This window comes from Mycobacterium sp. 852002-50816_SCH5313054-b (assembly GCF_001667185.1).
In the GTDB taxonomy this organism is placed as follows: domain Bacteria; phylum Actinomycetota; class Actinomycetes; order Mycobacteriales; family Mycobacteriaceae; genus Mycobacterium.
Map to the genome: position 1 here is coordinate 88,179 of NZ_LZIC01000059.1, position 11,541 is coordinate 99,719.

The 11,541-nt window shown below is 67.4% G+C and carries 13 protein-coding genes and 1 pseudogene; 9 read left to right on the top strand and 5 right to left on the bottom strand.

From position 1 onward, the window contains the following. Window positions 1-76: 76 nt before the first annotated feature. Together A5787_RS12775 and A5787_RS12780 are read left to right on the top strand one after the other, a co-directional pair. Entirely contained in the window at window positions 77-970 is an 894-nt protein-coding gene (locus A5787_RS12775) for an SDR family oxidoreductase (protein WP_066966942.1), read from the top strand. Further along, entirely contained in the window at window positions 963-1,733 is a 771-nt protein-coding gene (locus tag A5787_RS12780; protein WP_082977192.1) for an LLM class flavin-dependent oxidoreductase, read from the top strand. Before A5787_RS12775 ends, A5787_RS12780 begins: the two co-directional genes overlap by 8 nt. On the opposite strand, the gene A5787_RS12785 is transcribed toward A5787_RS12780, so the two are convergent. Beyond that, the gene (locus A5787_RS12785) at window positions 1,730-2,044 is read right to left on the bottom strand and encodes a DUF4286 family protein (RefSeq protein WP_066966947.1); all 315 of its coding nucleotides are present in this window, start codon (window positions 2,042-2,044) and stop codon (window positions 1,730-1,732) included. The genes A5787_RS12780 and A5787_RS12785 overlap by 4 nt on opposite strands. 25 nt (window positions 2,045-2,069) lie before the next feature. Further along, window positions 2,070-2,411 (bottom strand): 2Fe-2S iron-sulfur cluster-binding protein, encoded by a 342-nt coding sequence (locus tag A5787_RS12790; protein WP_066966986.1) that lies wholly within the window; start codon window positions 2,409-2,411, stop codon window positions 2,070-2,072. A 105-nt stretch (window positions 2,412-2,516) separates the two neighbouring features. Between A5787_RS12790 and A5787_RS12795 the strand changes: the two genes are divergently transcribed. The 4 genes from A5787_RS12795 to A5787_RS12810 are packed head-to-tail and all read left to right on the top strand — an operon-like array spanning window position 2,517 to window position 6,646. Then, window positions 2,517-3,920 (top strand): class I adenylate-forming enzyme family protein, encoded by a 1,404-nt coding sequence (locus tag A5787_RS12795; RefSeq protein ID WP_066966949.1) that lies wholly within the window; start codon window positions 2,517-2,519, stop codon window positions 3,918-3,920. Then, window positions 3,898-4,803, top strand: a complete 906-nt coding sequence (locus A5787_RS12800; RefSeq protein ID WP_066966988.1) for an acyl-CoA dehydrogenase family protein — start codon at window positions 3,898-3,900, stop codon at window positions 4,801-4,803. Before A5787_RS12795 ends, A5787_RS12800 begins: the two co-directional genes overlap by 23 nt. Further along, window positions 4,790-5,878 (top strand): acyl-CoA dehydrogenase family protein, encoded by a 1,089-nt coding sequence (locus A5787_RS12805; protein ID WP_066966952.1) that lies wholly within the window; start codon window positions 4,790-4,792, stop codon window positions 5,876-5,878. Before A5787_RS12800 ends, A5787_RS12805 begins: the two co-directional genes overlap by 14 nt. Continuing rightward, window positions 5,879-6,646: an enoyl-CoA hydratase/isomerase family protein gene (locus A5787_RS12810; RefSeq protein ID WP_066966956.1), complete on the top strand. Its 768-nt coding sequence runs from the start codon at window positions 5,879-5,881 to the stop codon at window positions 6,644-6,646. 60 nt (window positions 6,647-6,706) lie between these two features. Here A5787_RS12810 and A5787_RS12815 read toward each other — a convergent pair whose 3' ends face one another. Further along, window positions 6,707-7,564 (bottom strand): proline iminopeptidase-family hydrolase, encoded by an 858-nt coding sequence (locus A5787_RS12815; protein WP_082977193.1) that lies wholly within the window; start codon window positions 7,562-7,564, stop codon window positions 6,707-6,709. 159 nt (window positions 7,565-7,723) lie between these two features. Between A5787_RS12815 and A5787_RS12820 the strand changes: the two genes are divergently transcribed. The 3 genes from A5787_RS12820 (at window position 7,724) to A5787_RS12830 (ending at window position 10,185) form a co-directional block, all read left to right on the top strand. Then, window positions 7,724-8,863, top strand: a complete 1,140-nt coding sequence (locus A5787_RS12820; RefSeq protein WP_066966991.1) for a thiolase family protein — start codon at window positions 7,724-7,726, stop codon at window positions 8,861-8,863. A 7-nt stretch (window positions 8,864-8,870) separates the two neighbouring features. Further along, on the top strand, window positions 8,871-9,746 hold the full coding sequence (locus tag A5787_RS12825; RefSeq protein ID WP_066966962.1) for an ArgK/MeaB family GTPase: 876 nt from the start codon (window positions 8,871-8,873) through the stop codon (window positions 9,744-9,746). Between the two features lie 64 nt (window positions 9,747-9,810). Further along, window positions 9,811-10,185, top strand: coding sequence for a limonene-1,2-epoxide hydrolase family protein (locus A5787_RS12830; protein ID WP_066966965.1), 375 nt, complete (start codon window positions 9,811-9,813; stop codon window positions 10,183-10,185). Window positions 10,186-10,698: 513 nt separating this feature from the next. Here A5787_RS12830 and A5787_RS12835 read toward each other — a convergent pair. Both A5787_RS12835 and A5787_RS27335 read right to left on the bottom strand, forming a co-directional pair. Further along, entirely contained in the window at window positions 10,699-11,082 is a 384-nt protein-coding gene (locus A5787_RS12835) for a DUF732 domain-containing protein (protein WP_066966968.1), read from the bottom strand. A 297-nt stretch (window positions 11,083-11,379) separates the two neighbouring features. Beyond that, a pseudogene (locus tag A5787_RS27335) lies at window positions 11,380-11,541 on the bottom strand (FAD-binding protein); the annotation flags it as partial.

Here is an 11,541-nt window from a genome sequence, read left to right on the forward strand (position 1 = left end):
GAGGACTTGGACAGCCCCGCCACGGCCGTCATTGACTTGATGGCATCGACCTAAGGGACAGAAGGGATCTTCCGCCATGCACGTCTTTGTCACCGGCGCCACCGGGCACATCGGTTCTGCCGTCGTCACCGAACTTCTCGAAGCCGGTCACCAAGTCACCGGGCTGGCCCGCTCCGACGAGGGAGCCGCGGCGCTCACCGCGGCCGGCGCCACGGCACGCCCGGGCAATCTTGACGACCACGACGGGCTGCGCGATGCCGCCGCGGCCGCAGACGGCGTCATCCACCTGGCCTTCAAACACGACTTCGACGACTTCATGGGAGCCGCCGAGACGGATCTGCGCGCCGTCGAGGCCATGGGTGAAGCGCTCGTCGGCAGCGATAAGCCGTTCGTGAGCACCTCGGGAACGCTCGTGCTCGCACTTGCCGTGCCGGGGCGACTTGCCACCGAACACGACACCCTTCCCGCAGGACCGCGGATCGACTCGGAGAATGCGGTCATCGCTTTGGCCGAGCGCGGGGTGCGGTCGTCGGTCGTCCGGCTGTCGCCGTTGGTGCACAGCAACCTGGATCACCACGGCTTCGCGCACCACCTGATCAACACGGCCCGCGACACGGGCGTGTCGGCCTACATCGGCGACGGATTCAACCGCTGGCCCGGTCTGCACACCCTCGATGCCGCGCACCTGTACCGCCTGGCCCTCGAAAAGGCTCCCGCCGGAACGCGTTTGCATGGGGTCGCCGATGAAGGGGTGCCGTTCCGCGACATCGCCGACGTGATCGCCCGCCACCTGAAAGTGCCGACGGTAAGCATCCCGGCCGAAGATGCCGGACATTTCGGCTTTCTCGCGCTGTTCGCGTCTCTGGACAATCCGACGTCGAGCGCCCTCACGCAGAAGCTGCTGGACTGGAAGCCGGAAAGGGCTGGACTCATCGAGGATCTCGACGAAGGTCACTACTTCAGTGTGTAAGAGGGATAACGGTGCCGATGCGGCGCGGCGGGCATTGGGGTCGGTAGGCGTTTGCCTGCCGGTCTCGTTCACCAGCAATCCGCACGCCGAGTCGCTGCGCGAGGCAGTTGGCCGGCTGGAAGGCGCCGGATACCGCGCCGTCTGGACGAACGAAGTGATTGGCAAGGACGCCCTGCTGCAACTGGCCGTGCTGCTGTCCGCCACGGAGCGGACGGTTTTCGGCACCTGCATTGCGAACATCTGGGCACGGCCGGCTCAGACCATGCATGCGGCGGCCGCTCAGCTGGCTCAGGCCTACCCGAACCGGTTCGTGCTCGGACTGGGGGTCGGTTACCCGGAGCAGGCGGCCAGCGTCGGCCAGGAATTCGGGAGCCCGCTGGCCACGATGCGTGACTACGTGACCCGAATGGACAGCCCCACGTGGCCGCCGGCGCCCGATGCGGAGTATGCGCGGATCATCGCCGCCAACGGCCCGAAAATGCTTGCGCTGGCTGGTGATATTGCCGACGGCGCGCTGCCGGCGATGCTGGCTCCGGAGTTCACCGAGCGGGCTCGGCAGTCGCTGGGTCCGGACAAGCTTTTGGTTGTCGGCGTGTCCCTAGTCCCGGACGGGTTTGAGCCGACGGGCGTCGTCGCAGACGTGCGGGAGCACCTGACCGCCGGCGCCGATCATGTCACACTCCTGCTGCCGATCGGCGTTGACTTCGACTCTGGGATAAGCCAACTCGAACGGCTGGCTCCAGCGCTTGCCGAATTGGGCTAACCGCCGCACTCGATGGTGGTTTCGAGGAGCCGCGGGACCGGCGCGGGGTCCAGTTGGAGCGCATCGGACATGTGCAGCTGGCCGGCGTTGGCGATCATGTTGTCCAGGATCGCCTGCAAGTCGTCGCCCTCGAGTTCGTAGATGGCGACATAGGGCCCGTTCCCGTCGACAGGGCGCAGCCGGCGAGCCGCGACGATACCGTCGAGCGCCAGCAGTTCCGGAATATGTATTTCGTCGTACCAGGTGTTGTACTCGTCCTCGCGGTCAGGCGAACTGGGCACACTCTCCACGAGCATGATTCCCTTGGCCATCGTCGCCGCCTCTCTGTGACTACTACTACTCGTAGCGCACCGTGACCGAATCGCTGTCGGGCACGCCCTGGCACGTCAAAATGTAGCCCTCGGCCACTTCGTCGTCGTCGAGAGCGTCGTTGACCCGCATCGTCACGCGGCCTTCCTCCAGCCGGGCCATGCACGTGCCGCAGTTGCCGGCCTCGCAGCTGAAGGGCGGCTCGAGGCCGGCCCGCCGCGCGCTCTCCAACAGCGTCTCGCCGGGGACCCGTGGCACCGTCGCCTTCTTCCGGTCGAGGTGGATCGTCACCGTACCGACCTCGGCGCCATTCTTGGACGCGGGATCTGTCACCCGTGGAGTCTCCTCGATGATCGTGGTGACCGTCACCATGACCGCCCCCTCCCGTACTTGCATTCTTCACTATAGAGAATACTATTCTCACAGAGCGATAGGGTCTTCTCAAGACGGTTGGACTGCTGGAAGGAACGGGACGTGAGCGAGCCGCCGGCGCTCGTGTTCGAGGAACGGCGATTCAGCCTGCCTCAGCTCGACGCGTTGGCCGCCGGCGTGGCCGCCACGCTGACCAAAGGCGGCGTCACCGCCGGTCAGCGGGTCGCGGTCATGTCGTCGAACCGGCCGGAGTTCGTCGCCGTCCTGCTGGCGATCTGGCGGCTCGGCGCCACGGCCGTCCTCATCAGCCCCGCGTGGAAACACGATGAGGTCGACCACGCGCTGGGGCTCACCGAGCCGGCGCACGCCGTCGGCGACCATCCGGTACTCGCCGGCCTGATGCCCATGCTGCACCTCGACGAACCGATCCCGCCCGGGGAGCCGGTGGCCGGGTCGCTGCCGCCTCCGGCCGACGCGGTGCTGGTGTTCAGTTCGGGCACCACCGGCCTGCCGAAGGCGGTGCGGCACACCCACGCCGGCTTGGACGAGGCCGTCGGGCACTGGCGCGCGGCCCTGCAGCTGACCCGGCGCGACCGGATTCAGGTCGCCACGCCGCCGTCACACATTCTCGGCCTGCTCAACATCCTCACCGCGCTGCGAACGGGCGCCTGGATGCGACTGCACCCGCGATTCGATACCGACCGGATGCTGCGGTACATCGAAAGCGACCGCATCACAGTCGAAATGGCGGTCGCGCCGATCGCGCTTGCCATCGCGTCGCATCCCGATCTCGAGTCCTACGACCTGTCTTCGCTGCGCTTCATCATGTGGGGCGCGACGCCGGTCAGTCCCAGCGTCGCCGAGACCGTGACCCGTCGCACCGGCGTCGGTTGGGTCCCCGCCTACGGCACCACGGAATTGCCCGTCATCGCGTGTAATCCGTTGCAGGAGGGCCGGCTTGACTCGGTCGGGCGCCCGGTGCCCGGAGTGGACGTGCGGGTGGCCTCCCCGGAGACCGGCCGGCCCGTCGGGCCGGGGGAGGTGGGTGAGATCCAGGCCCGGTCGATGTCGCTGATGGCCGGCTACGTGCCGGCCGAGGCGACCGCCGAGGCCATGTGCGACGGCTGGTATCGCACCGGGGACGTCGGCTGGCTGGACAACGACGGTTGGCTGCGCATCACCGACCGTCTCAAAGAGATGATCAAGGTGCGCGGTTTCCAGGTGGCACCGGCCGAGATCGAGACGGTGCTGCACGGTCATCCGGCTGTCAAGGACTGCGCGGTGTTTGGCGTTCCCGACGGAATCAACGGCGAGGCGATCGTTGCGGCGGTGGCAGCCCGCGGGCACGTCGACGCGGCCGAGCTGACCGCCCGGGTGGGCGAGAGGCTAGCTTCGTACAAACGCCTGAGCCGCGTCGTGTTCGTGGACGATATCCCGCGGCTGCCCTCGGGCAAGGTGCTGCGCCGCGTATTGAAGGAGACTTATGGATGTACGTCTGACCTCTGAACAGCGGCAACTTCGCGACGCCGCCGCCAAGCTGGCCGACGACCTCGGGCTCGGGGCGGTGCAGGATCTCGACGACGAGGCCCGAATCACGCGGCTGGACAAGCAGATCGAGGCGGCCGGCTGGCGGTCGCTGCGTTCCGACGGCGCCTCCGGCGTCGAGGTGGCCATCGTCGCGGAGGAGTTCGGGCGCCGACTGGTCGACGCGCCCTTCCTGGGGCCGGCGCTGGCCGACGATCTGGCCCGGCACATCGGCGCCGACAGCGCGGGGGCGACCGTAGCGGTCGACGTCCGGGCGATCGACGCTCGCGGCGCCCGGCGCGCCCTGTTGCTTTCCGGCAACGACGTTCTGGCGGCCGACGTGGCAGCGGCCCGCACCGAAGCCGACCTGACGCGCACGGAGGCGGACCTGGTCGGAGCCCCCGCGGCCGTCGGCGAGTTGGCGCCCGACGCCGCCGCGCGATGGCGGGCCCTCGCGCTGGTCGCCACGTCGGCGGACCTGGTCGGCATCGCCCGGGGCGCGCACGCCGTCGCCTGCGATTACGCGAAAATCCGCGAGCAGTATGGCAAGACGATCGGGTCGTATCAGGCCGTCGCGCACCTGCTCGCCGAAAGCCTCGCGCTGATCGAGGGGTCGGTCAGCGTGCTGCGCCATGCCGCGTGGGGCGTCGACGAACTCGCACCGCCCGAAGCCATCCGGGCCGCTCAGGTCGCGAAGGTGTATTGCGCCCGAGCCACCCGCACCGTGTGCGAGACCGCGGTACAGGTGCACGGCGGCATCGGCAACACCTGGGAGTGCCTGGTCCACGTCTACCTGCGCCGCGCGCTGACATCGACCGAACTCTGGCCCGTGACGCTGAAGGAGATCGACTTTGGACTTTCGTGACTCGCCGGACGAGGCCGCCTTCCGCGAGCGGCTGCGCGCGTGGCTTGCGTTGCACGCCAAGGAATATTCCGGCTCCGGGGACGAGTACTGGGAGCGCATGGCCGACTGGCATCGCGCCCTCTACGACAACGGCTTCTTCGGCCTGTCCTGGCCGCGCGACTACGGCGGCCGCGAGCTGGCGCCGGTGTACGACGTTATCGTCGACGAGGAGCTGGTCCGCGCCGACGCGCCGCCACGCCCGAGCGTGGGCTACCTGGTGTACGGCATCGGCCGGCACGCGAGCGACGAGCTGCGAAAACGCTTCCTGCCCGGCATCATCAACGGCACCGAGCGGTGGTGCCAGGGCTTCAGCGAGCCCGGCGCCGGCTCCGACCTGGCATCGCTGACCGCCACCGCCACGCTCGAGGGCGACACCTATGTGGTGAACGGGCACAAGATTTGGACGAGCTACTCCGATGTCGCCGACTGGTGTCTGTTGTTGGCGCGCACCGATCCCGAGGCCAAGCGCCACCGGGGCCTGTCGGCGTTCGTGCTCCACATGAAACAGCCTGGCGTGCAACAGCGGCCGTTGCGCATGATGAACGGCGTCACCAACGAATTCGGCCAGGTGTTCTTCGACGGCGCCACGGTGCCCGCGGACCGGATGGTCGGTGCGCCCGGTGAAGGCTGGGCGGTGGCAATGACCGTCGTCGGGCACGAGCGCGAACCCTCGACGCTCGGCTACGCGGCCCGATACGGCAAGCTGGTCCGAAACCTGTTCGCGCGCAACGATGGTCCGGTGACCGAGGAGCTCGCCTGGGCGGCGGTCGAGGCGGAGATGCTGACGCATCACGTCCGGCGCCGCCTGTCGGAGCAGCTGGACGGGGTCTCACACGGCCCGGAAGGGTCGCTCGACAAGCTGTTGATGACGTGGGTCGAGCAATCCGTCGGGCACGCCGCGCTGGCGGTGGCAGGGACCCGCGATCCGGACCTGCTCAGCGCCTACTTGTACAGTCGCGCGCAGAGCGTGATGGGCGGGACCTCACAGATACAAAAGAACATCATCGCCTCGCGAATCCTGGGATTGGGAGTCTGAATGTACGACATGCCAGCCGAAATCGACGTCCGTGTCGACGGGGCGCTTCGGATCATCACGCTGAACCGGCCGGACGACCTGAACGCGGTCAACGACAACCTCCACGTGGGGCTCGCGCGCCTGTGGCAGCGTTTGACCGACGACGCCACCGCCCGCGCCGCGGTGATCACCGGGGCCGGCAAGGCGTTTTCGGCCGGCGGCGATTTCGCCTACCTCAAGGAGCTGTCCCAGGATGCCGATCTGCGCGCCAAGACCATCCGGGACGGGCGCGAGATCGTTCTTGGCATGGCGCGGTGCCGAATTCCGGTGGTGGCGGCCGTCAATGGGCCGGCCGTCGGGCTGGGCTGCAGCCTGGTCGCGCTGAGCGACATCGTCTACATCGCCGAGGACGCCTTCCTCGCCGACCCGCACGTGCAGGTCGGGTTGGTGGCCGCCGACGGCGGGCCGCTGACCTGGCCGCTGCACATCAGCCTGCTGCTGGCCAAGGAGTACGCGCTGACCGGCACGCGAATCAAAGCGCAGCGTGCCGTCGAGCTCGGGCTGGCCAACCATGTGGCGGCCGATCCCCTTGCGGAGGCGATCGCCTGCGCGAAAAAGATTTTGGACCTGCCCCAGCAGGCGGTCGAGAGCACCAAGCGGGTGCTCAACCTCCATCTGGAGCGCGCGGTTCTCGCCAGCCTGGACTATGCGCTGTCCGCGGAGCACCAGTCGTTCACGACCGAGGACTTCCGGACGATTGTCAACAAACTGAACGAGGGCAAGAACTGATCTACTGAACCCGCGAGCGTAACGCCACTGCTAATTTTCGTCCGATCCTTCGCAGTGACGTTACGCTCGCGAGTCGTGCGCCCGCAGAAACTCACGCATCACCGAATCGAACTTGTCCGGCTCCTCGATGAAGGGCATGTGAGCGCTCGCCTCGAACAGCTCGAACCGTGACCCGGGAATCCGCTGGTGCATTTCCCATGCGTGCTCCGGCACGCACTCGTCGTACCGGCCCGCGAGAACCATTGTCGGCAAGGTAATCTCGCCTAGCCGGTCGAATACATCCCAGTCGCGGATGGTCCCGACTATATGGAAGTCGCTCGGGCCGAACATGGTCTCGAAGACATCGGTTCCCATGTTCCTGAACGCTTCCTCGAGTTCCCTGGGCCAGGGGCGCACGCGGCAGAGATAGGTTTCGTTCCAGGTGCGGATGGCGGCCTGGTATTCGGCCGAGTACGTCGTGCCCGCCACTTCGTGGCGGTCGATGGCCGACTGAGTCGCCGGGTCCAGCTCGGATTTCAAGCGCGCCACCATATTCGAGAATTCGGGTATCGACGCGATGCTGTTCGAGATGGTCAGGCTGACGGCGCCGGAGGCCACGTCGAGCGCGTACTGCTGCGCCAGCATTCCGCCCCACGAGTTACCGAAGACATGAAAGCGGGCCAGGCCCAGCGCCTTCACCACCGCGTCCATTTCGGCCACCGCCCGTTCCATCGTCCAAAGCTGGGTGTCGGACGGCCGCCGGGACTTTCCGCAACCGAGTTGGTCCCAGAAAACGACCTCTCGCTCGTCGGCCAACCGTTCGAGCGAATTCAGGTAGTCGTGCGGAAGACCCGGTCCCCCATGCACGACGAGCAGCGGAAGCCCCGGCCCGCTGCCGACTCGCGTGAACCAGACCTTTCCTCCTGGAACGGGCACCATCCCCTGACTCATCCACCCACCTTCGCAAATGAGCGCCCTACCGCGCCCGGTGACGCGCGGGTTAGGCCGAGGCGGCCTTCTTGCAACTCGTACTCTCGAAATGCGAGAATAGTGTTCTCGCGAATGCGCGAGATTCGTTCGGTCGAACTGGAGAAGCCCGTGCCAGAAGCCGTCATCGTGTCCGCGTTGCGCACGCCCATTGGCACCGCCCGCAAGGGCACGCTGCGCGACACCAGCGCCTTCGACCTTGCGCACCACGTGGTCAGCGAGGCGGTCAAGGACCTGGACCTGTCGCAGGTCGACGACGTGATCCTGGGCGAAGGCCTGTACGGGGGCGGCGTCGTCGCTCGCCACGCGGCGATCACGGCGGGTATGCCCCACGTGCCGGGTCTGGCCAACAATCGGCACTGCGCGGCCGGTCAGGCCGCGGTGCAGACCGCCGCCGGCAGCGTGCGCGCGGGAATGGATCAGCTGGTCGTTGCTGGCGGGGTGAACTCGGCCTCGACGTCGCCGCGATCGCGCATCCAGGTGGACGGCGAGTGGGCCGACTGGTTCCCGCCGACCCACCCCGACCGCCCCGACGCCCCGAACATGGACATGTCGATCACGGTCGGGTGGAACGCCGCGGTCAAGGCGGGCGTGAGCCGCGAGGAGATGGACGCCTGGGCGCTGCGGTCGCACCAAAACGCGATCGCCGCCATCGATGAGGGCCGCTTCAAGGAGGAGATCGTTCCCATCGAGACGCCGCACGGGCTGTTCTCGGTCGACGAGCACCCGCGACGCGACACCACCATGGAGAAGCTCGCCGCGCTCAAGCCGCTGCATCCGGAGATCGAGGGCTTCTCCATCACCGCCGGCAACGCCTGCGGCGCCAACGACGGCGCGGCGGCGCTGATCATCGCGAGCGACGCGCTCGGCTTGCCCGCGCTGGCCACCGTGCGGTCCTGGGCGTCGGTCGGCGTCGACCCCGCGATCACCGGCCTGGCGCCGGTGGAGGCCATACCGAAAGCACTTGCCCGCGGCGGCCTTTCGGTGTCGGACGTGGACCTGTTCGAAATCAACGAGGCCTTCGCGGCCATGTGTGTGGCCACCATCAAGCTGCTCGACCTGGATCCGGACAAGGTCAACGTCAGCGGCAGCGGCTGCTCGCTGGGGCACCCCGTCGCGGCGACCGGGGCCAGGATGCTGGTCACCCTGGTGCACGAATTGCGCCGTCGCGGCGGCGGAAGAGGTGTCGCGGCCATGTGCGCCGGTGGGGGAATGGGTTCCGCGACGGTCATCGAGGTCGCTGCGCCATAATGCGCACATGACGATCGCCGACCTGATCGCGGGTGCGCGCAACGGATCTCCGCGCGCGGCGGGTCGGCTGCTCAGCCTGGTCGAAGGCGATCGTCGCGACGAGGTGCTGGCGGTTCTCGAACCGTCGGCGGTCCGCGTTATCGGCATCACCGGCCCGCCCGGCGCGGGTAAGTCGACGACGATCGGCGCCCTGGTCGGCGCCTACCGCGAACGCGACAGCCGGGTGGCCGTGCTGGCCGTGGACCCGTCGTCGCCGTTCAGTGGCGGCGCGCTGCTGGGTGACCGAATCCGAATGACCGCCCACATCAACGACTCCGACGTCCTGATCCGCTCGGTGGCCACCCGCGGTCACGTCGGGGGTCTGGCCGCCGCGGTTCCGGCGGCCATCCGGCTGCTGGGCGCGATCGGATACGACGTGGTGCTGCTGGAAACAGTCGGAGTGGGGCAGTCGGAGATCGAGATCGCCGCCGTCGCCGACCCGACCATCGTCATCCTCAATCCGGGCGCGGGAGACGCGGTGCAAGCCGCCAAGGCGGGGGTGCTGGAAGTCGCCGACATCGTGGCGGTCAACAAGGCCGACCGCGAGGGCGCCGAGCAGACGGTGCGGGATCTGCGCGCCGAAACCAGCGCCCCGATCGTGAGCCTCGTGGCGGCCCGGGGGGACGGCGTCGCGGATCTGTTGGCCGCCATCGACGATCACCACCGCGCCGACAGCCGCGAGCGCCGGGTGGCGAGGGCCCGGTCGCAGATCCTTTCGCTGGCGCAAACGCTGCTGCGGACGCGGCCGGATCTTGACCGGCTCGCCGAGGCGGTGGTCGACGGCCACGACGACGCCTATGCCGCCGCCGAAAAGCTGTTGGCGCCCCCGCCGGCCGGTGGCTGAGCCGGCGCTCCAATCACCCGCTTCCGGCCTTGATTTACCGCGTATCACTGTGTTGCATGAAAATATGACACGCTCGGCCGATGATCTGGTAACCGAATTCTGCGCGCGGTGGGCATCCCCCGACCCCGACGAGCTGGCGGGGTATTTCACCGAAGACGCTGTCTACCACAACATCCCAATGCAGCCCGTGCGAGGTCGCGAAGCGATCAGGGATTTCATCGCGGGCTTTCTCGCCGCATTCGACGGTATCGACTTCAACGTCCACCGCCAGATCAGCGACGGCGCACTGGTGATGAACGAGCGCACCGACGTGATGCGCAGCAACGATGGCCAAACCATCCCCTTGCCGGTGATGGGCGTTTTCGAGGTGCGGGACGACCGGATTGTCGCGTGGCGTGACTATTTCGACATGGAAGCCATCACCAGCGCGCTGAGCTAGCCCAGGGACCGTTGTCATCTCTAAATCCCTTGTTTCACTGCAGTTTCGGTAGCCATACGGCGGTAATTGTTGTCTGTGGCCCTTTGTAGATTTGGGGCGTGGCGGCGAGTACGCGTGAGGAGATCGCCGGGTCTTTGACGCGCTCGACGCCTATTTGGGTCGCATGGACGCGTTGTCTTTGACGTCTTCGCCACCCCGGAACTGATGTGCGCGCTTGAACGCCTCGAGCGCCCCGCCCCGCCGGCTGCGCACCCCTCAGCATGCGTTGATCAACCAGCTCGACACCCAAGCGGGCTAAGAAGAACTGGGCGGCGCGCTGCGCTGCGCGTTGGTAGACCGGATACCCATCACCAGGGCCGAAGCCGGCCGCCGCATCGACGAGGCCGCGACCTTAGTGCGCGGCGCGCTGTGACCGGTCAGCCGTCGGCGCCCCCCAGCTGAGTGCGACCGCGGCCGCCCAGCGCGACGGGCGCATCGGTGATGGGTGTGTGCGGGATCTCCCCCGCCCCTTGCCTAGACGACCGGGACGTTCGACGGGTTCGGTGTGTCCGTCGGAGGTGCATTGACGATGGATTTGTACTGCGGGCAGTAGGCCGCGATGGCCGCCCCTGTTAAGTAAGCGCTGTCGGCGCTCGACCAGTTGGTGTTGGTCGCCACGCCGGAAACAACATCGCTGATCGATTCCCAGGGATGGGAGTCGAGTCGGCCGCAGACGTCGACGATGGCCACATGCATCGCGTCCACGGGGTCGCCGTACTGAACGCCGTGGTTATCGAGATCTTGGAGAAAGGCATCGTCAATGGCGTCCCCGCGGGCCGGCCCCGCGAAACCGATCCCAGCGACCGCCGACTCACCGGCGAAGATCGCTGCCGCGATGAGAGCAGCACGGACGAACATGCGCCCAGGACTCCTTCTGTTGCTGACGTTGCTAGACCGATGGCAGCCTATGCGCTTGCGAGTTGAGCGGCATCGGGATTTGGGAAATTCCCGCAGTTAACCCGCCTGCCATAAACCCACCTGCCTACCGCGCAACTATGCGGCGGTCGGGATCATCGTTTTGGGCTCGATGGGTGGCAACGGAATGGCTACCGCCGCCAGACCTCGATTACGGGACACCCGCGAACCAACCCGTTCCACCACTCCGAGCGATTCCTGCACGACGAGGAAGACGACACTTAGTGCCGAGATCGCAGCCTACTTCAGGTCGACCGACTTTCCGGTGGCGTCCGCATGGCTCGCCCGGTGGCCGAAAACCATTGCCGGACCGATCGTTCCACCGGCGCCGCCGTAGGCCCGCCCGGTCACGCCGGCCATCGCGTTCCCGGCGGCGAACAGGCCCGTTATCGGCTCCCCGCT